Source organism: Prauserella aidingensis (genome assembly GCF_024171865.1).
GTDB lineage: Bacteria > Actinomycetota > Actinomycetes > Mycobacteriales > Pseudonocardiaceae > Prauserella > Prauserella aidingensis.
Genome location: NZ_JAMTCN010000024.1, coordinates 1 through 20,209, shown reverse-complemented (window position 1 = coordinate 20,209; position 20,209 = coordinate 1). Strand labels below are relative to the sequence as shown.

General features: G+C 71.1%; 18 protein-coding genes, 1 other RNA gene and 1 pseudogene. 13 read left to right on the top strand and 7 right to left on the bottom strand.

Annotated elements, in window-relative coordinates:
• The first annotated feature begins 80 nt into the window (after positions 1-80).
• Together LY13_RS20095 and LY13_RS20090 are read left to right on the top strand one after the other, a co-directional pair.
• Positions 81-1,088 carry a potassium channel family protein gene (locus LY13_RS20095; RefSeq protein WP_253830213.1) on the top strand — a complete coding sequence of 336 codons (1,008 nt, stop codon included), beginning with the start codon at positions 81-83 and terminating at the stop codon, positions 1,086-1,088.
• Between the two features lie 187 nt (positions 1,089-1,275).
• Positions 1,276-1,764 (top strand): hypothetical protein, encoded by a 489-nt coding sequence (locus LY13_RS20090; RefSeq protein ID WP_253830158.1) that lies wholly within the window; start codon positions 1,276-1,278, stop codon positions 1,762-1,764.
• Positions 1,765-1,798: 34 nt separating this feature from the next.
• Here LY13_RS20090 and LY13_RS20085 read toward each other — a convergent pair whose 3' ends face one another.
• The gene (locus LY13_RS20085) at positions 1,799-2,770 is read right to left on the bottom strand and encodes a neutral zinc metallopeptidase (protein WP_253830157.1); all 972 of its coding nucleotides are present in this window, start codon (positions 2,768-2,770) and stop codon (positions 1,799-1,801) included.
• 162 nt (positions 2,771-2,932) lie between these two features.
• Positions 2,933-4,171, bottom strand: a complete 1,239-nt coding sequence (locus LY13_RS20080) for a neutral zinc metallopeptidase (RefSeq protein WP_253830156.1) — start codon at positions 4,169-4,171, stop codon at positions 2,933-2,935.
• Between the two features lie 116 nt (positions 4,172-4,287).
• Between LY13_RS20080 and LY13_RS20075 the strand changes: the two genes are divergently transcribed.
• From LY13_RS20075 to LY13_RS20050, 6 genes are all read left to right on the top strand, one after another.
• Positions 4,288-5,244 carry a DUF7847 domain-containing protein gene (locus tag LY13_RS20075; protein ID WP_253830155.1) on the top strand — a complete coding sequence of 319 codons (957 nt, stop codon included), beginning with the start codon at positions 4,288-4,290 and terminating at the stop codon, positions 5,242-5,244.
• Between the two features lie 114 nt (positions 5,245-5,358).
• Positions 5,359-6,249: a YciC family protein gene (locus LY13_RS20070; RefSeq protein WP_253830154.1), complete on the top strand. Its 891-nt coding sequence runs from the start codon at positions 5,359-5,361 to the stop codon at positions 6,247-6,249.
• A 66-nt stretch (positions 6,250-6,315) separates the two neighbouring features.
• Positions 6,316-7,602, top strand: coding sequence for a M16 family metallopeptidase (locus LY13_RS20065; protein WP_253830153.1), 1,287 nt, complete (start codon positions 6,316-6,318; stop codon positions 7,600-7,602).
• Positions 7,599-8,984 carry a M16 family metallopeptidase gene (locus tag LY13_RS20060; RefSeq protein ID WP_253830152.1) on the top strand — a complete coding sequence of 462 codons (1,386 nt, stop codon included), beginning with the start codon at positions 7,599-7,601 and terminating at the stop codon, positions 8,982-8,984. Before LY13_RS20065 ends, LY13_RS20060 begins: the two co-directional genes overlap by 4 nt.
• On the top strand, positions 8,978-9,967 hold the full coding sequence (nudC, locus tag LY13_RS20055) for an NAD(+) diphosphatase (RefSeq protein WP_253830212.1): 990 nt from the start codon (positions 8,978-8,980) through the stop codon (positions 9,965-9,967). The genes LY13_RS20060 and nudC overlap by 7 nt, the downstream gene beginning before the upstream one ends.
• Before the next feature lie 103 nt (positions 9,968-10,070).
• A complete protein-coding gene (locus LY13_RS20050; RefSeq protein ID WP_253830151.1) occupies positions 10,071-11,021 on the top strand; it encodes a cobalamin biosynthesis protein CobD/CbiB in 951 nt (316 codons plus the stop codon).
• An 82-nt stretch (positions 11,022-11,103) separates the two neighbouring features.
• Here the strand turns inward: LY13_RS20050 and LY13_RS20045 are convergent, their stop codons facing one another.
• From LY13_RS20045 to LY13_RS20025, 5 genes are all read right to left on the bottom strand, one after another.
• Complete coding sequence (locus LY13_RS20045; protein ID WP_253830150.1) at positions 11,104-11,850, bottom strand: M15 family metallopeptidase; 747 nt, start codon at positions 11,848-11,850, stop codon at positions 11,104-11,106.
• 182 nt (positions 11,851-12,032) lie between these two features.
• Positions 12,033-12,968: an SURF1 family cytochrome oxidase biogenesis protein gene (locus tag LY13_RS20040; protein WP_253830149.1), complete on the bottom strand. Its 936-nt coding sequence runs from the start codon at positions 12,966-12,968 to the stop codon at positions 12,033-12,035.
• A gap of 66 nt (positions 12,969-13,034) precedes the next feature.
• Complete coding sequence (locus LY13_RS20035) at positions 13,035-13,946, bottom strand: fructosamine kinase family protein (RefSeq protein ID WP_253830148.1); 912 nt, start codon at positions 13,944-13,946, stop codon at positions 13,035-13,037.
• Positions 13,925-14,413 carry a low molecular weight protein-tyrosine-phosphatase gene (locus LY13_RS20030; protein WP_308216373.1) on the bottom strand — a complete coding sequence of 163 codons (489 nt, stop codon included), beginning with the start codon at positions 14,411-14,413 and terminating at the stop codon, positions 13,925-13,927. The genes LY13_RS20035 and LY13_RS20030 overlap by 22 nt, the downstream gene beginning before the upstream one ends.
• A 49-nt stretch (positions 14,414-14,462) precedes the next feature.
• Positions 14,463-15,845: an HNH endonuclease signature motif containing protein gene (locus LY13_RS20025; protein WP_253830147.1), complete on the bottom strand. Its 1,383-nt coding sequence runs from the start codon at positions 15,843-15,845 to the stop codon at positions 14,463-14,465.
• 332 nt (positions 15,846-16,177) lie between these two features.
• Here LY13_RS20025 and LY13_RS20020 point away from each other — a divergent pair, with 332 nt between their 5' ends.
• The 5 genes and pseudogenes from LY13_RS20020 to LY13_RS20000 form a co-directional block, all read left to right on the top strand.
• Positions 16,178-17,047, top strand: a complete 870-nt coding sequence (locus LY13_RS20020; protein ID WP_253830146.1) for a Nif3-like dinuclear metal center hexameric protein — start codon at positions 16,178-16,180, stop codon at positions 17,045-17,047.
• A complete protein-coding gene (locus LY13_RS20015; protein ID WP_253830145.1) occupies positions 17,044-17,781 on the top strand; it encodes a zinc ribbon domain-containing protein in 738 nt (245 codons plus the stop codon). The genes LY13_RS20020 and LY13_RS20015 overlap by 4 nt, the downstream gene beginning before the upstream one ends.
• On the top strand, positions 17,778-19,061 hold the full coding sequence (locus tag LY13_RS20010) for a bifunctional RNase H/acid phosphatase (protein WP_253830144.1): 1,284 nt from the start codon (positions 17,778-17,780) through the stop codon (positions 19,059-19,061). The genes LY13_RS20015 and LY13_RS20010 overlap by 4 nt, the downstream gene beginning before the upstream one ends.
• A gap of 38 nt (positions 19,062-19,099) precedes the next feature.
• Positions 19,100-19,522, top strand: an RNA gene (gene rnpB / locus LY13_RS20005) — RNase P RNA component class A.
• Between the two features lie 461 nt (positions 19,523-19,983).
• Positions 19,984-20,209 (top strand): annotated as a pseudogene (locus tag LY13_RS20000) (IS5/IS1182 family transposase); the annotation flags it as partial.

The following is a 20,209-nucleotide window of genomic DNA, read 5'->3' as shown; positions in this document are numbered from 1 at the left end:
TGCCCAGCGTGATCAAGGGACTGCTCCGGCAGCGGCCGCTGTCCGAACAACCGGGCCATGCGCTCGTCGGCGTCATCCGGATGCCCGACGCGAAGGTCAGCCCACTCAACGCGATCGTCCGCCGGATCGTCGGCGCGCTGTTGTTCCTGTTCGTGGCCGTGATCATCGTGTACATCGGCCGCGACGGCTACACCGACAGCAACGGGGACGGCATCTCGTTCCTCGACGCGGTCTACTACGCGACCGTGTCGCTGTCGACCACCGGCTACGGCGACATCTCGCCGGTGACCGACCTGGCGCGGTTGACCAACATCGTCGTCATCACCCCGTTGCGGGTGGCGTTCCTGATCGTCCTGGTCGGCACCACACTGGAAGTGCTGACGGAGCGTTCTCGCCAGGCGCTGCGGATCCAGAAGTGGAGGAACAAGGTGCGGGATCATGTGGTGGTCATCGGATTCGGCACGAAGGGCCGCTCGGCGATCAACGCGCTGCTGGCGGAGCACGACGTCGAGGCGAATCAGGTCGTGGTCGTCGACACCGACCAGCAGGCGCTCGACGCGGCCAGCGCGCTCGGCCTGATCACCGTGCACGGCAGCGCCACCCGCGCCGACGTGCTCCGCGTCGCCGGCGTGCAGCGCGCCCGGTCGGTGGTGATCGCGCCGAATCGGGACGACACCGCGGTGCTGGTCACGCTGACCGCGCGGGAGCTGGCACCCAAGGCGAGCATCCTGGCGTCGGTCAGGGAGGCGGAGAACGTGCACCTGCTGAAGCAGTCGGGCGCCGACCAGGTCGTGGTCTCGAGCGAGACGGCGGGCAGGCTGCTGGGCATGGCGACGCGCACGCCGCTGGTGGTCGACATGGTCGAGGATCTGCTCACCCCGGAGACCGGTCTGGCGATCGCCGAGCGGCCGGTCACCCCCAAGGAGGAGGGCGGTTCCCCGCGGCATCTGCCGGACACGGTGCTCGGCCTCGTCCGGGCGGGGCAGCTCTACCGGGTGGATGCGCCGGAGGCCGACGCCCTCGAACCCGGTGACCGGCTGCTGTACGTGCGTCACACAGCGCGACCGGACGACGACGAGGACCGCTGAACCGGGCCGCCTGCGGGCCCCGCACCGGCGGCTCGACCCTGCCGACAGGTCACTGACCAGCGCAGACACTCGGACATCCGGCGAAGGATGGTCGGGGCGCGCGTGGTCACGCTGTGAGGTCACGGTGTGATGTTGGCTGCCCCGGCTTTTCTGGGCCGGTGCCGGGATATCTGCGACGATTGGGCGCGTGCGGCAACAAGCGGAATCGGGCAAACCGGCGATCACGGTCGGATGGCGGTCGGCCGGGGTGGCGGTCGTCGCCGGCCTCGTGATCACGGCGCTGGCATGGCTGGCGGGCCCGTCGCTGTTCGCCACGGCCGCGGGTGCCGAGCACCGCACCGTCGAGGCCACCGTCACCGATCCCACGGAGTGCTCCGATCCGAAGGCGCGGGAGACCGTGCGGTTCACCGACGGCGGCGCCCCCAGGCAGGGCTTGCTGAGCGGCTGCGGGCACAACAAGGACGAGACGGTGCGCATCGCCGTGCCCGAGGAGCCCGCCGAGACCGATGGTGAACCGATCTCGGTGCATCTCGCCAGCACGGACGCCGGCATGAGCGAACTGGGCAGGCCGCTCGGCATGGCGCTGCTGGTGCTGAGTTGCGCGGCGGGCGGCATGTACGCGTTCCTCGTGGTCCGTGGTCCGCGACCGGGGATCGCCGCGGGCCGGTTCGCCTAGCTTCCGCCGCCGCTGCCGCCGCTGCCGTCCCGGGTCAGGAGACCTTCGACGCCGGGGCGGAGAAGGTGTTGCAGTCGACGATGCGGTTCGACTCCGCGCCCGCGCGCCACCAGGCGGCGTAGTTGGCGTTGGAGCCGTGATCGGAGGTGCCGGACGTGTCGTCGCCGCGGGTGTCCTGGTCGTACCAGGCGGCGTCGAACATCTGCTGCGTGACGCCGCGGGGCCCGCTGCGGCCGGTGTGGGCGCCCATGAACATGCCGGAGAAGCACTGGGCCTGCAGTTCGCGCCTGCGGGAGAGGTCCTGTCCCTCGTCGCTGTGCTGGCCCGCCGCGTTGATCTGCGCCCACACCCCGTCCATGATCCCCGCGACCTCCTGGACGTGGTGGCCGTACTCGTGGGCCAGCACGGACAGGTAGATGCCCGCCTGTGGGCCGTAGTAGTCCGTCTGCAGACCGTCGAAGGGCACGTAGAGGTTGTCGTTGCAGTAGTAGGCCGCGGTCGTCACGTCGACGCGGATGTCGCCGCACGGAGTGCGGAACGACGGGCCGTCGGGGAAGTGCAGCGTCGGTTCGCGGAACGGCAGTTCGTAGCGGCGCAGGAACGGCTCCCACGCGCGGTTGAGGCAGTCGGTGGCGGCGGTGAAGAATCGCTCGGCCGCCTGCGGGGTGCTGCGCCACTCGGGCAGCGTGCACGTCACGGCCTGCAACCCGGCGTCGGGGTCCTGCAGCAGTGGCCGGTCGCCGAGGGCGCGGACGTTGCCGGGCACCGTCTCCGTCGCCCGCGCCGAGCCCGCGTTGCCGCCGCCCGCAGGCGCACCGCGGGATTCGTCGTCGCCGGTGACGGCGACCAGTGCGAGCACGCCCGCCAACGCGGCCAGCACGACACCCACCAGCGAGAACAGGACGATCGGCACGCGGGATCGCGTGCCGCCGCGCCGCGTGCGGCCCGAGTCCTGCGTGTCGCCGGAATCCTCGCCGGACGGTACGTCCGGTTCGGCATCTGTCATGTCGCGGCCCCGTCCGCCTCGCTGGTCGCTGCCACCACCATAGCCGGGCACCCTAGGCGGAGCCGCGGCGTCGCCGGCGGCGACGCCGCGTGCGCCGGTGCCGACAGCGCCCGGAAATCGGGTGGAGCGGAGACATCGGACGGAGTGGAGCGAACGGGACCGTCAGGACACCGAACCGGCGTCGGCGAGCCACGTGTTGCACTGGTACAGGCGGTTGTCCCTGCTGCCCTGCTGCCACCAGGCGGCGTAGTTGGCGTTGGAGCCGTGGTCGTTGGTGCCGGACGTGTCGTCGCCGCGGGTCCGCTGGTCGTTCCAGGCGTTGTCGAGCATGGTCTGCGTGACGCCGTTCGGCCCGCTGCGCCCGGTGTGCGAGCCCATGAACATGCCCGAGAAGCACTGGGCCTGCAGTTCCATCCTGCGCGACATCGCGGCGCCCTCGGCCGTGCCGAGCCCGCCCGCCTGCTCGATCTGCTGCCAGGCGGCCTGCGACATCCCGGAGAGCTGCTGGACGTGGTGCCCGTACTCGTGGGCGAGCAACGCCAGCTGGACGCCCGGCTGGTTCGGCCGCCGGTCGAACTGCAACCCGGCGATCGGCATGTACAGGTTGCCCCGGCAGTACAGCGCCGCCTGGGTGATGTCGACCTGCTGCCTGCCGCACGGCGTGTTGTACGAGGTGCCCCTCGGGAAGTGCAGCGTCGGCCGTTCGAACGGCAGGTTGTAGGCCTCCAGCAGGGTGCCCCACGTGGTGTTCAGGCAGTCGGTCGCGGCGGTCAGGTACGTCTTCGCGGCGGCCTCGGTGTCCCGCCACGCGGGCAGTGGGCACGCGTTCGCCCTGAGGCCGCCGTCGGTGTTCTCGAACAGTGGATGCTGGCCCAGCTTGTAGACCTTGCGGGGCCCTGCGGGCGCATCGCCGCCGCCGGACTCCTCGGTGAAGGTGACGATGCTGCCCGACGTGCTCGTCTCGGTCTCGCTCGACGACGAGGTGGTCTCCGTGGTCGTGTCGGACGTCGTCGGGGTCGGCGACGGTACGTCCACACCGCGGTGTGCGTACCGCTCCGAGGTGTCGGTTCCCCCGGTCAGCGTCGCGACGAGGATGACGACCACGGCCAGCGCACCCACGCCGCCGAGCGCCGCCGCGATGGCGGGGCCGTTCGACTTCGGTCGGCGCGGCGGCCCGTACGGGGACTGTCCGTAGGGCGGCTGCCCGTACGGCGGCTGTCCGTACGAGGGCTGTCCGTACGGGGGACCGTACGGCGGTTGTCCGTACGGGGACTGCCCGGGCGGAGACTGTCCGTACGGGGGAACCGCCTGGTGGGCCGCACCGTGGTGAGGAGGGCCGTGGTGGGCTGCTCCGTACGGCGGCTGGTTGTGCCCGGGTTGGCCGGGCGGTGGCTGCGTCATGCGGTGTGGCTCCCCCAGTGATGATCGCGCGTGCGCGGCAGAGCATAGGTGAAGCCGGGGACGGTCACGGCGCGGTCGCCCGGACGCGGTCCGGTGGAGATGGCAGGATCGGCGTTATGAGCGATTCGAGTGGCATGTCGAACGGTGACTCCGAGCTGCCGCGCTACCCGTCCTCGGGCGGTGCGAACCAGCAGCGGCAGCCCGGGGTGATCCCGCTGGAGCCGTTGCGCCTCGGTGAGGTCATCGGTGGTGCGTTCACCACGATGCGGTCGTACGCGGGCATCGTGTTCGGCACGTCGTTCGTCATCGCCGTGATCAGCGCCGCGGTGTCGTACTTCGTGACGCAGTCGATGCTCGCCGACGTCACGCAGATCGACCCGGCCGCCTCGCCGGAACGGCAGATGCAGCAGCTGGAGAACATGCTGGGTGACATGCTGCCCGCGTTCGGCGTGCAGCTCGCCGTGATGCTGCTGGTGCAGGCCGTGCTGACGGGGCTGCTGATGACCGTGGTCGGGCGGGCGGTGCTCGGCAAGCCGATCACCTTCGGCGAGGCGTGGGCCGAACTCAAACCGCGCCTGCTGTCGGTGCTCGGCCTGTCGGTCGTCGTCACGGTGGCGCAGGCGGTCGTCGCCGGGGTGTTCGGCGCCCTCCTGATCACCACGATGGGCGTGTTCGGTGCGCTGCTGACACTCGTGCCGGTCATCGCGATCTGGGTCTACCTGAGCCTGGCCACGGCGGCGCTGGTGCTCGAACGAGGCACGATCGGTTCGGCCATCAAGCGGTCGGTCGCCCTGGTCAAGGGCGCATGGTGGCGGGTGTTCGGCTTCCTGCTCGTGGCCGTGGTCATCGGCATCGGCGTCAGCCTGATCGTCGGGTTGCCGTTCTCGCTCGCCGGGCCTGCGCCGGGGGAGGCGCTCAGCGGCGGTGACGTGCTGATCCAGGAGATCGGCAACGTCGTCACCAGCACGATCGTCACGCCGTTCATGTCGCTGGTCGCCGCGTTGATCTACATCGACCAGCGCATCCGGCGCGAGAACCTCGCCCCGGAGCTGCGCCGCGCCTCCCAGATGTGAGCGCCTCCCAGATGTGAGCACCGCCCGGACGCGAGCGATGGACGGATGTGAGCGACGAGACAACGTCGTGCGGCCGTCCGACGGCAGGGCGAGGGAGATGGCAGGGTCGCGGCCATGATCGATTCGAGCGGTATGTCCGACCGGGGGGACGACGACGGCGACGGTGACCGTGACGGCGATGGTGACGGCGGCGGCGAGGGGTGGCGGCCCGGCGTGATCCCGCTCCGGCCGCTGCGTCTCGCGGACATCACCGACGGTGCCGTGGCGACACTGCGCAGGCACGCTGCCGTCGTGTTCGGCGCATCCGCCGTCGTCGCCCTGGCCGGCGCGGTGCTGGTACTGCTCGCCGAGACGTACGTGCTGCCTCCGCGACAGTCCTGGCGGCAACCAGTGAACGAGCTGCTGGCCAACGGGGCCAGCCTGCTGGTCACCTTGTCCACGTACGCCCTCGTCGTCGGCGTGATGACGGTGGTGCTCAGCCGGGCAGTGCCGGCCAGGCCGGTCGTGGCGCGCGAGGTGTGGGCCGAGGTCCGGCCGCGGCTGTTGCCGCTGCTCGGACTGACCGTCGTCGTCACGGTCGTCACGATGGTCGGGCTGTTCCTGCTGGTCGTTCCCGGGATCGTGGCCTACGTGCTGCTCAGCCTGGCCGTGCCCGCGCTGATGTGGGAGCGCAGCACCGTCGCCGAGGCGCTGAAACGGTCGGTGAGCCTGGTCTGGGGCGCGTGGTGGCGGGTGTTCGGCCTGCTGGCCGTCGGGCTGCTGATCACGGTGCTGGTCAGCCTGGTCGTGCAACTGCTGTTCGCCCAGTTGCTGCCGTTGGGGGCGGGCACGTCGCCGATGCCGGACGGCACGCTCGCCGGGCACCGGCTGATCCTCGGGCTGGGCAACGTCGCGGCGCAGACCCTCGCGGTGCCGTTCGGTTCCGCCGTCACCGCGCTGATCTACCTCGACCGGCGTATGCGCCGCGAGAACCTGGACGTCGAACTCCGCCGCGCGGCGGAGTAGCCCGCAGGGGCGCCGATACCGGTGAAGGCGACGTGACCACGCGAGCGCCTCCCGTAGGGTGGCCCCATGGCCGAACCCGTTCTCCACAGACTGACGTTGGACAACGGCCTGCGGGTGGTTCTCGCGCCCGACCGGAGTGCCCCGGTCGTCGGCGTCAGCGTGCACTACGACGTGGGTTTCCGTTCCGAACCCGAAGGCCGCACCGGCTTCGCGCACCTGTTCGAGCACCTGATGTTCCAAGGCAGCGAAAGCCTCGAGAAGCTGGCCCACTTCCGGCACGTGCAGGGCAGCGGCGGCTCGTTCAACGGGTCGACCCACCCCGACTACACGGACTACTTCGAGGTGCTGCCGTCGGCGGCGCTGGAGCGGGCACTGTTCCTCGAGGCCGACCGGATGCGTGCGCCGAAGCTGACCGCCGAGAACCTGGCCAACCAGATCGACGTGGTCAAGGAGGAGATCCGCCTCAACGTGCTGAACCGGCCCTACGGCGGGTTCCCGTGGATCCTGCTGCCGCCGGTGCTGTACGACACGTTCCCCAACGCCCACAACGGCTACGGCGACTTCACCGACCTCGAGCGGGCCAGCCTCGAGGACTGCGCGGCGTTCTTCGACACCTACTACGCGCCCGCGAACGCGGTACTCACCGTCGCGGGCGACATCGAGGTGGACCGGGCTCGCGAGCTGATCGAGAAGCACTTCGGCGACGTGCCCGCACGCCCGAGGCCCGAGCGGCCGTCGTTCGCCGAGCCCCGCCCGACCACCGAGATCCGCGAGACGCACGTCGACCCGCACGCCCCGCTGCCCGCGCTGGCCGTCGGCTACCGCATGCCCGACCCGGTCGGCGAGATCGACGCCTACCTGGCGCACCTCGTACTGGCCAGCGTCCTCGTCGACGGCGACGGCTCCCGGCTGCAGCAGCGCCTCGTGCACGGCGAGCCACTCGTCACCGACATCAACGCGGGTGCGGGCCTGTTCGGGCCGTTCGAGGCGCGTGACCCCGACACGTTCTCGATCACCGCGATGCACACGCCCGACGTCGGCGTGGACCGCATCCTCGGTGCCGTCGACGAGGAGCTGGAGTCGCTCGCCGCGCAGCCGCCGACGAGTGACGAACTGGCGCGGGTGACGGCACGCTGGAGTGCGATGCTGCACGCCGAACACGACCGGCTCGTCAACCGCACGCTCGGTTTCGGTTCGTTCGAACTGCTCTACGGCGACGCGGCACTCATGCACCAGGTCGCCGACCGGATCGCCGCCGTCACCGCGGACGAGGTGTCGCACGCGGCGAAGGGCCTGCGGCCCGATTCGCGCGCCGTCCTTCTCGTCGAGCCCGCGCAGGGAGGTACCCAGTGACCGCATCGCAGACCCACCGGACCGCGGAGGAGATCGGCCGGACCCCGGCGGGCCCGCGGGAGCTGCCGCCGCTGGGCGACCAGCGGACGGCCACGCCACCGGAGCACGTCGACACCGAGATCGGCAACGGCCTGCGCGTGCTGGCCGTGCGCAAGCCGGGTTCGCCGATGGCGGAGCTGCGCATGGCGATCCCGTTCGCGGGCGACGACCCGATGCACACGGCGACGGCCGAAGTGCTGGCGGACACGATCGCCACGGGCACGCGTCGCCGTGACCGGGTGGCGATGGACACCGACCTGGCGCTCATCGGCGGCGACCTCGGCGTTGCCGTCGACCCGGAGCACCTGTCGGTCTCCGCGAGTGCGCTGGCGAGCGGGTTGCCGACCCTGCTCGACGTGCTCGCCGACATTCTCACCGAGGCCACCTACGCCGACCACGAGGTCGAACGGGAAGCGGCGCGGCTCGTCGAACGCCTCGCCGTCGCGCGTACCCAGCCGCGGGTGATCGCCCGCGAGGCGCTGCAGCGGCAGCGCTACGGCGACCACCCCTTCACCCGCGAGGTGCCGCGCCCCGAGGACGTGGAGCAGGTGACGCCCGACATGGTCCGCGCGCTGCACCCCGCCGCGGTTCTGCCGCGCGGCTCGGTGCTGGTGCTCGTCGGCGACATCGACCCGCAGTCCGCGGTCGCCGACGTCGAGCGGGCGCTGGACGGCTGGCGTTCCGACGACGTGGCGCGCGAGCTGCCCGAACTGCCCGACCTGGCCGGCGGCGACCTGGTGCTCGTGCCGCGCGCCGGTGCCGTGCAGTCGCAGATCCGCCTGTCGGCGCAGAGCCTGCCGCGCACCGCGGAACGGTATCCGGCGGTGCAGCTGGCGAACCTGACGTTCGGCGGCTACTTCTCGTCGCGGCTCGTCGAGAACATCCGCGAGGACAAGGGCTACACCTACGGCGCCCACTCCGGATTCGAATTCACCCGCGGCAAGGGGACCGTGCAGGTCGACGCCGACACCGCGAGCGACGTGACCGCCGCCGCGCTGCTCGAGACCCGGTACGAACTCGGCAGGCTCGGGCTCGTCCCGCCGACCGACTCCGAGGTCGACACCGTGCGGCAGTACGCCACGGGCACCCTGTTGATCGGGTCGGCATCGCAGGCCGGGATGGCGAACCAGCTGATCGGCCTCGCCGCGGTGGGCCTCGACCTCGAGTGGCTGCTCGGGCATCCGGAGCGGCTCGCCGCCGTGACGACCGAACAGGTCGCCGAGGTGGCGTTGGAGATCTTCGCGCCGAGCAGGTTCACCGGTGTCGTCGTCGGGGACGCGGACGTGCTCGGGCCGCAGCTCGAGGCCCTCGGTGGCGTGCGCGTCGCGGATCCGGAATCGTGAGGCCGTTCGAGCTCAGGGAGGTGCCGGCGCTGTCGCGGTCCACAGTGGACCGGCAGGAGGCGCTGCGGAACGATCCGGAACGGCTCACCGCACGGTGGCCCGATGCGCGGCTCGTGGTCGTCGACCGCTGGGGCAGGACACCGGTGCGGCGCGACGCCGTCGACTCCGGGGACGCACCCGTGAGCACCAGGAAGGCCGCCGAGTTCGCCGGGGAACCGCCGGCCGAGGCCTCGTTCCTCGGCGAATGGGACGGCGTCGACCACTGGATGCTGCCCGTCGACCCACCGTCCGAACCGGACACGATCGAGCTCGACGGCGGTTGGGGAGTGCGGCAGGAAGTGCCGGTCAGCGCCGACGAGGCGTGGCTGGACCTGCGGGGCCACGGCGCTCTCCTCGACGACACGTCGGCGGGCCTGCTGACGACCGCGGAGGCACTGCGGAACTGGCACCACCGCGGCAGGTTCTGTGCGCGGTGCGGAGCGGAAATCACCCGGGTGCAGTTCGGCTGGGCATCGCACTGCAGCGGATGCGGCAACGAGGAGTATCCGCGTACCGACCCCGCGGTGATCTGCCTGGTGCACGACGACGTCGGCGTCAACGGTGCGAACGTGCTGCTCGCACGTCAGCCCGTGTGGCCGCCGAAGCGGTACTCCGTGCTGGCGGGGTTCGTCGAGGCAGGCGAGTCGCTCGAAGGCTGCGTCGAACGGGAGGTGCGTGAGGAGGTCGGCGTCGAGGTCGGCGACGTGCGCTACCTCGGCAGCCAGCCGTGGCCGTTCCCGCGGTCGATCATGCTCGGCTTCGCGGCGCGGACCGTCAGCGGTGCCGCACTGACGCCCGCGGACGGGGAGATCGAGGAGGCGCGGTGGTTCAGCCGCGCCGACGTGCGCGCGGCGTTCGACGGTGAGCACGACGAGCTGATGCTGCCCGGCACCACGTCGATCGCGTCGGTGATGCTCCGTTCGTGGGCCGCCGCCGAGGAGTAACGCCCACCGAGCGCGGCCCGGTGAGGCCGGACCCCGGGAGTCGGGCCGACGCGCCTCGGTAGGCTGCCGCGTAGCTTCACCGGTTTTGGGGGTTTCGGGAAACGTGAGTGCGCATCGAGCCGTGGGGTTGCTGCTCGGGGTGGTCGCGGACGGCCTGGTCGGCGAACCGCGTCGCGCCGCTCCGTCGCGTCCTGTCACCGTGCTGCCGGAGGCCGCCGACGCGTTGGCCCGGCGCATCGGAACCGCGGCGGCGACGACCGCGGTGACCGCAGGCGCCGTCGCGGCGGGCATGCTGGCCGAACGCGTGACAGGTCGTCACCGGCTGCTGCGCACACTCGCCGTCGCCGCGGGCACGTGGTCGGTGCTCGGGGGAGCGCGGATCGCCGCGGACGGCACCGACCTCGCCCGCGACCTCGAAAGCGGCGACTTCGACACCGCCCGTGCACGCATCGCCGCCGCCGACCCGCGCTGCACCGAAGACCTCGACCTGCCCGGCCTGTCCCGCGCCGCGATCGAAGTCGTCGCGGACCAGACCTCCAACGCCGTGGTGTCGCCCCTCGTCTGGGGCGCCGTGGCGGGGCTGCCCGGAATGCTGGGCGCCCGCACCGTCACCGTGCTCGGCCGAAGGCCCGGCATGGAACTCGACATCGCCTCGGCACACTCGGCCGACCCGGTCGCACGGCGACTCGACGAAGTCGCGAACCTCGTGCCTGCGCGGCTCACGGCGACGTTGACCACCGCCGCGGCACCGGTCGTCGGCGGCTCCGCGCCCAGTGCGTGGCAGGCGTGGCGGCGCGACACCGCCGCCCACCCGAGCCCCAACGCCGGGCGCGCCGAAGCCGCGTTCGCCGGGGCGCTCGAAATCCGCCTCGGCGGCCGCACCGTGTACCCGCGCGGTGTGGCGGAACTGCCCGTGCTCGGCGCAGGGCGCAACCCGGACGCCGGTCACGTCACGCGCGCCGTCGAACTGTCCCGCGTGGTCGGACTGTGTGCGGTCGGCGTGTCCGCGGTGCTCGCCGGCGTGTCGAGTGTCGGCAGGCGCCGGCGCCGATAGGTCGGCTCCGGGACACGCGAGAAGCGGGGGTGGCCCCCGGTGCGGAACCGGAAGCCACCCCCGTCACACGGGACGTGAACCGTCAGCAGTTCGGGGCACTGCGGTACGGACTCGGATCATTGGCCACGTGGACGTGGTCGTTGTGACCCGGGTAGCCCGGCCCGAGGATCTCGGTGAAACCGGCCTGCCACGCGGCCCGGTACAGCGTGCACTGCGAGTGGACGTTGACGCTGATGCCCAGATCGGCGGTCTCGCCGTACAGATGCCGGCTCGACGACGAACCGCCGACCGCGCTGTTGCACGAGTAGCTACGGAAACCGGACGTGATGCCGATCGGCCGGTCTCCGAGCTTGTGGCGCATCGCTTCCAGCTGCCACATGACGCGGCGAGTGTTCTCCTTCGCCGTCGACGCCGACACGGCGCCACCGTTGAAGTTGTTGGCACCACAGTTGTCGTCGAACTCCGAGTAGGAGAAGTGGGACGGCGTGCAGTCGCCCGACGTCAGGTCGTAGATCTTCCCGAACGTCTGCGGACCCGCGACACCGTCGACCGACAGCCCGTAGCCCGACTGGAACCGCTTGACGGCAGCCTCGGTCGCCGGGCCGTACTGGCCGTCGATGACGAGGTGCTCGCCCGACGACACCCACCCGGCGACGCGGATCTGCAGTTCCTTCACCGCAGCGCCGCTGTCACCACGCGACAGAGTGCTCGACCACTCGTAGCACGAGGCGGCGCTGGCCGGGGCCGGCGTCGTCACCGCGGTAGCGGCGGTGAGACCGGCCGCTGCAACAGCCGCAGCGGCCAACAGGGAGAAGAGTCGTTTACGCATGGGACCTCCGCAGGTTGTCCATGTGCCGCGCTCGGAGTCGGCACGCGAAGGCAATCTGCCCGACTCATCCCGGTCCTTTGGTCGGTCGGCGAAAAGTACCGACGAAGGTAATGGGCGAAAGGTGGGGAATCCCCCTCCGTTGGTCACGGAACGAACACGTTCCGGTTACCGACAGACGCCGCTCACCGGAGCGCGTCGGCCTCGTCGTCCTCCGCGAGGATCTGTGCCACCGACTTGCGCCTCTGCCTGCCCGACTGCTTACGTCGGCTCGGAGCCGCCACGGTGGGTTCGGTGGCGGTCGGCTCGACAGCGTCGTCGGGATTGGCGCCGGAGGGGGCGCCGGCGGACTCGGAGTCTGTTGCGTCGGTGTCGGCGAGGGCACCGCCCGGCCGTGCTTCGCGGACCGTGAAGTACAGCCACCCGAGCAGGGCCATCGCGCCGAACGCGATCCATTGCAGCGCGTACGAGAAGTACGGGCCGGCCTCGAGCTGAGGGAGCGGCAGGGCTGTCAGCACGCCCGGCTCACCGGGCTCGAGCTGGTAATAGCCCGGCTTGATGTCCAGGTTCGTCGCGCGTGCCACGACCTTCGAATCCACCGAGTACGAGTGCAACCTGCCGCCTGTGGTCTCGTCGGCGAACGCGTCGCGGTTCGACGGATCGTTCTCGTCGACGCGCACGCGGGCTTCGACGGTGACGCGGCCTTGCGGCGGGGCCTCGAAGTCCGGCACTCCGGTGTCGTTGGCGGGCCGCACGAAACCCCGGTTGATCAGCACCGTCGGGCCTGCGGTCGTACGCAGCGGCGTGAGCACCTCGAACGCGGGCTCGCCCTGGACGGTACGCAGCCGCGCGATCACTTCGTCGTCGGGCAGGTACGTACCTTCGACGATCACGCGTCGCCACTCGGTGCGGCCGTCCGGGGCGGTGTCACCCGGCAGTACCTCTGCCAACGGTTGCGGGCGGGCTGCGGTGGACGAGGACACGGCGTCGTTCCGAGCGGCGCGTTCCTCGTGCCGTTCGAACTGCCACGGGGCGAGCACGGTGAAGCTCAGGGCGGCGAAGACGAACACCACCACCGTCAACGCCAGCCAGCCGGGCTTGAGCAGGAACTTCCACCGCACACCCACCACGGTAGGCGTCGAGCCGGAACGGCTCATCGAGTGGTCGTGGCTGGCGCGGTGTGCGTCTCAGCCCGTGGAGTTCAGAGCCTGCCGTGCTGCGTTCAGTGCTTGGCGGGCGTAGCCGCCGCCGAACAGCACCGTGTGGACGAGCAGCGGGAACAGTTGGTGCAAGCCGACGCGGTTTTCGTGGCCGGCTTCGAGTGGGCGGCCCGCCTCCTCGGCGGCCTCGACATAGGCACCGAGGATGCGGTCCAGTCGCGGGGCTCCGAACAGGCGGAGCATGGCGAGGTCGGTTTCGCGGTGTCCGCCGTGGGCTGCCGGGTCGATGAGCCACGCTCGGCCGTCGGTGCTCCAGTGGACGTTCCCGGTCCACAGGTCGCCGTGGAGGCGGGCCGGCGGTTCGACGCCGGGCTGGAGGTCGGGAAGTCGCGTGCACACGGTGTCGAAGACGGCGGCTTCGTCGGGGTCGAAGGTTCCCTGGTCGACGGCGGTGCGTACGTACGGCTCGATGCGGTCCCTGGCGTAGAACGTGGCCCAGGTCGTGTTGGACCCGGTGGTGCCGTTGTTGCTCATCGGGGCGAGGCCGATCCAGGCGTCGACCGGCCCGCCGGGTGGAGGGGAGCCGAAGGAGGGGGCGCCGCGCAGGTGGAGGGTGGCGAGGTTGCGGCCGAACGTTTCGGCGGTAGCGGGCGAGGGGGAGCGGCCTGCGGGTTCGATGTAGTCGAGGACGAGCCAGTCGTCGTCCCAGCCGTGGGCGTGCGGCACCGGCACGTCGCCTGGTTCGGCGAGCCAGCGGAGGCCTGTGCCTTCGGCAGCGGTGGCGTTGGGGCCGGCTGCGGGTTTGGCGACCACCGTGGTCGCCTGGTCGTCGAGGCGTGCGACGACGGCGCCGCTCCCGAGGGGGCGGATGTCGGTGGGCTGGGAGCCGGTGTGGCGGACGATCGCGTCGTAGGCGGTCACAGTCGGGTTCGTGCCCATGAGATCAGCTCCGGCATGGCGCGTTCGATCATGTCGAGGACGTCGGTGAAGCCGTCGTCGCCGCCGTAGTACGGGTCGGGCACTTCGGCGTCGGCGGGTGCCGACGGGTCGAAGGTGCGCAGCAGGGCGACGCGGTCCGGGTTGCCTGCGAACTCGGTGACGTCACGCAGGTGGCTCTTCGTGGCGACGACGAAGAGGTCGGCGTCGCGGTGGGCGGGGCCGAGTTGGGCGGCGACGTGGTCGTCGGCGTAGCCGGCACCGAGGAGGGTGGCGCGGGCGCGGGAGTCCGCGGGCTCGCCCATGTGCCACGGGCCGACGCCTGCGCTCGTGACCGTCACGTTGTCGGCGAGCCCGGCCTCGTCGAGGTGTCGCCGGAACACGAGTGCCGCCATCGGGGACCGGCAGATGTTGCCCGTGCAGACGAAGCAGATGTGGAGGTTCCCGTCGGGATGCTGTTGGTCCGTCACGGTGTCAGTCTGCCGGAATCGGCCGGTGGGGTCGTACTCCCGGTCGTCGTCAGGGAGAGGCGTCGCTCGTGGTGTTCCGTTCGCCGGGTTCCGTCCGCCGAGCCACGGGGTCGTGCGCGGCGGGGTCGTGCGCGGCGGTGTCCCCGCGTGGGCGGCGTCCGCCGCGGCGGCGGGTTTTTCCGCGTGGCCTGCGGCCGGGGTGCGGCTCCGGTCGCAGGCGTGGGTCCCGCGGGCCGGGTGGTGATGTTGCTTCGGGTCCGTCTCGTTCGCTGCCGTGGTCCGTCTCGTGCGGCGGTGGGCCGGTGACGTGGCGCCCGGTGGGTGTTGCGATGTGCAGGGTGCCGTCGGTGTCGAGTCGGAACGTCCAGCCGGGGGTGTGTTTGACCCGGTGGTGGTGTCGGCAGAGCCCGATGAGGTTGGCCGCGCAGGTGGGTCCGTCGCAGCCGTGGGGGATGACGTGGTCTAGGTCGACGTCGTCGGCGGGGCGGTGGCATCCGGGGAAGCGGCAGGTGCGGTCGCGGACCTTGACGTAGTCGGCGAGGGCGCGGGGCGGCCGGTATCGGGTGTGTCCGACGTCGAGGGGTGCGCCCGTGTGCGGATCGGTGATGATCCGGCGCCAGGTCGACGTCGGGTCGTGGGCGATGGCGCGCGCGACGGGGGCGGGCAGCGGGCCGTGGCCGGCGAGTTCGGCGGGGTTGTCGGCCAGGCCGGTCAGGGTGGCCAGGTCGATGTGGACGAACACGTCCGCTTTCGTGGCCGACGGTGTTCCCTGGGCGGTCGACGTGTCGTCTCCGGGCAGGTCGTGGCCGAGCAGAAGGTCGCCGTAGACGTCGGCGCGGAGCTGGTCGAGGGTGCGTCGGTCGCCGCTCCTGCGGAGGGTGCGGGCCGCGGTGTCGATGCGTGCGTACGCTGCCTGCGCTCGTTCGGCGGGGAGCTCGGCCGCCAGTGTGGCCATGCTCCCGTCGCCGTGGCTGAGTCGGACGTGCCGTTGGGCGCGTTCGTGCCGGGCTCGTTCGGTTTGCCCTTCGGGGTCGATGTCGATCACGGTCTTCTTGACCAGCCGTTGGACGGATCCCGCGGTCGCGCCGTCGAGCCTGCCGGCCACGAGCCGGTCGACGCGTTTCGCGGGCTCGTCCGCGAGCGCGGCGGTCGGCCCGGCGACTTTCGCGGCCTTGACGAGGTCGATCTCGCCGCGGGTCAGTGCGTCGAGGGTGTGCGGTAGTCGGGTCGTCAGTTGTTCGGCGAGTTCCAGTCGCTGCCGGGCGAACCGTCCGGTCCATCCGAGTGCGACGCCGACCTCGGCGACGGCCTCGTCCGTGCACCCGCGTACGGCGACGAATCGCGCGGCGGCGTCCACGAACCGTGCGTGCAGTCGTGCGATGTCCCGCTCGATGCGGACCATCTCGTCCAGGTCTGTTCCCCCATCGGTCACCCCTCCGACGCTAGCCACATCGAACCTGCTTGGCGAACACCTGTTCGGGTAATGCTCGATTTCGCGCCGTAGTCGTCGTGGCCCGACGGACTGTGAACGAATGTCACCACTCGTGCGTCGCCGGCGGAGCACGGAGGCGGGCTCGTCGCGCCGACCTCGGACAGTCCGGTGCGACCGTGTCTCGTTGTCGAGACTCACGGTTCCCGGCGACTGGGCCGATCGGGTGTCACCTCGACGAGTCGTCCCACGGCGACGGCGACCGCCGGCGAGAGCGGCCACGGTGCTCCGGGCGGCGTGGCCGCGTTGCCGGGGGTGCATGGGAGGATCGCGCCATGTCCGCCACCAGCCTCACCTCCGATGCCCCGGGCCCCGGTGGTCCGGCCTCGCCGACCGTTGCCGACATCGTTGTGGCGCTGGACACGGCGTATCCGCGCGAGCTCGCGGAGTCGTGGGACGCGGTCGGTCTCGTGTGCGGTGACCCGGCCGACCGCGTCGAACGGGTTCTCGTCTGCGTCGACCCGGTCGCGGCGACCGTCGACGAGGCCCTGGAGGTCGGTGCGCAGCTGATCGTCGCTCACCATCCGCTGATGTTGCGCGGCGTGCACGGCGTCCCCGCCGACACCTCGAAAGGGTCGCTCGTCCATCGCATGATCCGGGAGGGTGTGGCGCTCTTCTGCGCGCACACCAACGCCGATTCGGCCGATCCCGGCGTGTCCGACGCGCTCGCCGCGGCGATCGGCCTCGGCGTGCGCCGCCCGCTCGCGCCGCATGGCGACGGGGCGAGCACCGGGCTCGGCCGCATCGGCGAGCTGCCGGTGCCGGAACCGTTCGGCGCGTTCGTCGAACGCGTCGGCGCGGCGCTGCCCGCCACTGTCCCCGGTGTGTACGGAGCGGGAGCCCCCGAGCGTCCGATCCGTACGGTCGCGGTCTCCGGCGGTGCGGGTGACGGCTTTCTCGACACGGCGACCGCGGCGGGCGTCGACGCCTACGTCACGGCCGACCTGCGCCACCACCCCGCGGGCGAGCATCTCGAGCAGCCCGGCGCGGTCCCCGCGCTGGTGGGTCTGACGCACTGGGCGAGCGAGTGGCCGTGGTGCGGGCAAGCCGCCGAGGTGATCGGCGGGGCGGGTAACGTCGAGGTTCACGTCTCCACGCGGTGCACCGACCCGTGGAACGTCCGAGCGAACGGGAGTACGAAGTGAAGGCAGACCCGTCCCTGCAGCGTGAGTTGCTGGACCTCGCCGAAGTCGACGCGGAGCTCGCGCGCGTCGCCCACCGGCGCCGGAACCTGCCCGAGCTGGCCGAGATCGAGGGCATCGAGAAGACGTTGCGGGACAAGCGTGATGCGCTCGTGACCGCCCAGACGTCGGCATCCGATCTGGAACGCGAAGTGACCCGGCAGGAGCGCGAGGTGGAATCCGTGCGCGCCCGCGCGGATCGCGACCGCAAGCTCATGGAGTCCGGCTCCGCCGGGGCGAAGCAACTGACCGAGCTGGAACACGAGCTGGACACCCTCGCGCGCAGGCAGCAGGTCCTCGAGGACGACCAGCTGGAGCTGATGGAACGACGCGAGGCGGCCGACATGGAGGTGCAGCGCGCCGCCGCCGAGGTCGACAAGGCGGAGCAGGATCTCCAGGACGCGGTGACGCGACGCGACGAGGTGCTCGCCGACCTCGACGCCACCCAGGCCCGCCGCGACGCGGACCGCAACGCGCTGGTGCCGAAGTTCCCGGAGGCGCTCATCAAGGCGTACGACCGGGTCCGCGAGCAGCGGGGTATCGGTGCGGGATTGCTGCGCTCGCGGCAGTGCGGCGCGTGCAAGCTGGAACTCGACCGCAGTCAGCTCTCGGAAATCAAGAACGCGGCCAAGGACGACGTCATCATGTGCGAGAACTGTGGCGCGATCCTGGTTCGTACAGGGGAGTCCGGCCTGTGAGCAGACACGTCGTCGTCGAGGCGGACGGTGGTTCGCGCGGCAATCCCGGTCCCGCCGGGTACGGGGCGGTCGTGAAGGACGTCGACACGGGCGAAGTGCTGGCCGAACGCGCGGTCGGCATCGGAACCGCGACGAACAACGTGGCCGAGTACAGCGGTCTCGTCGCGGGACTCGAGGCCGCGGCGGCATCGGGTGCGTCCATTGTGGACGTCAAGATGGACTCGAAGCTGGTCGTCGAGCAGATGTGCGGCCGCTGGAAGATCAAGAACACCGCGTTGCAGCCGCTCGCGCTCGAGGCACGCGACCTCGCGGGCCGGTTCGAGCGGGTGACGTACGAGTGGATTCCGCGAGCGAAGAACTCGTACGCCGACCGGCTCGCCAACGAGGCCATGGACACCCAGGCCGCCGTCGGCACCACCGAGCCCGTCGGACGTACCGCGCCGGACCCGAAGCCCGCTTCGGAACCGGCCCCCTCCGCGAAGCAGGAGCCCGCCACGGAACCCGGGCCCGCGTCGGCACCGGTCGCCGAGGCCGAACAGACCGCGCTGCCGTTGACCGAACCCGCCAAGTCGGCCGGTGCCGTGTCGGAGCCCGCCGCGTCGGAGGAGCCCGCGAAGGCCGACCGCGCGCCGACGGGCTGGACCGGGGCCACGGGAACGCCGACGCGGCTGCTGCTCGTCCGGCACGGTCAGACGGAGATGTCGGTCGACCGCCGCTACTCCGGGCTCGGCGACGTCGCACTGACCGAGACGGGTCGGTGGCAGGCGCAGGCCGCGGCGAAACGACTGGCCGGAATGGACGGTGTGGCCGACGCCGATCCCGTGGTCGTCGCGTCGCCGCTCGCCCGCGCCGCGGCGACCGCGCAGGCGGTGGCCGACGCCCTCGGTACGCGCGTCGAGACGCAGCAGTCGTTGCGGGAGACGGATTTCGGCGCGTGGGAGGGGCTGACGTTCGCCGAGGCCTCACAGCGCGACCCGGAGGTGCATCGCCGGTGGATGAGCGACACGTCGGTGCCGCCGCCGGACGGGGAGAGCTTCGACGCTGTGTACACCCGCGTCCAGCAGGCCCACGACGAGCTGCTCCGCCGGTACGCGGGGCGGACGGTCGTCGTCGTCAGCCACGTGACGCCGATCAAGATGCTGCTCCGCCTGGCGCTCGACGGCGGCGCGTCCCTGCTGTTCCGGCTGCACCTCGACCCGGCGTCGCTGTCGATCGCCGACTTCTACCCGGACGGCAACGCCAGCGTCCGCCTGGTCAACGACGTGTCCCACCTTCGGTGACACCCGTCGAGGGGTACGGAGTAGCCTGGGCTGGAGGACGAGTTGGCAGGGCGGCCGCGACGCCGCGCCACGCGGCGCGGTTTCGAGGAAAGTCCGGACTCCGCAGGGCAGGGTGGTTGCTAACGGCAACCCGGGGTGACCCGCGGGAAAGTGCCACAGAAAACAGACCGCCCGGCGGTACTGAGCCGGTGCCGGTGGCGCCGGCGCAGTGGTCGGGTAAGGGTGAAACGGTGGTGTAAGAGACCACCAGCGTCCCGGGCGACCGGGACGGCTCGGTAAACCCCACCCGGAGCAAGGTCAAGAGGGAGCCTCAGGGCTCCTGCGCAGGCGTTCGAGGGCTGCCCGTCCGAGGCCTGCGGGTAGACCGCTGGAGCCTGCCGGCAACGGCAGGCCGAGATGGATGGTCGCCGCCCACGGCCCGGCCGTGGGAACAGAATCCGGCTTACATGCCAACTCGTCCTCCCTGCACTTTCGCACCAGCGGCCGGAATCGGCGAAAGTCCCGTGACCTGCAGAAACGCTACTCGGGACTTCTCGCCGGTTCTCGGCCCTGCGGAACGTCTCACGGCCCAGAGACGGCCCAGGACGGCCCGGGCTCGTCGGTGCTGGTGCTTGCGACGGCGATCGACGTCAGGCCTGTGTGGGTCGTTCTGATCCGGTGGAACTGGTGTGATCCGGACGGTGTTTCGATAGAGTGACACTCGGACTACACATGGCGACCATGGGAGTACCCCCACGGAACATACTGCAGCGTTCGACGTATCAACGACGTGGCCGTAGTTGGGCATCGGCAGTGAGGTGATCTCAGCGAGGTAGTAACTGGCGCATGAGATCTGTGGCATGGATGCGCTGAGATGAGGCGGAGAGCCCCTGGTAGGACTGGTCTCACCACAAGATCAAGTCCCCATACCCAGAGGCTCTCCGTGATTGCTCATCCTGCCATCCTTGATGTCTCCCGCGAGCTCGCCCGTCAGGTGGCGTGGCTGCTGCAGGCCGAACGTCGTCGTCGGGGCACTCGCGCGGGAACACGTTCGCTGACCTGCTTCTGGCAGGCTGTGCTGGGGCTACGCTGGTTTCGCGACCGCGCCGACCCGCAACGATTGGGTCGAGACCACCGGATTTCGCGGGCCACGGCCTATCGCTATCTCG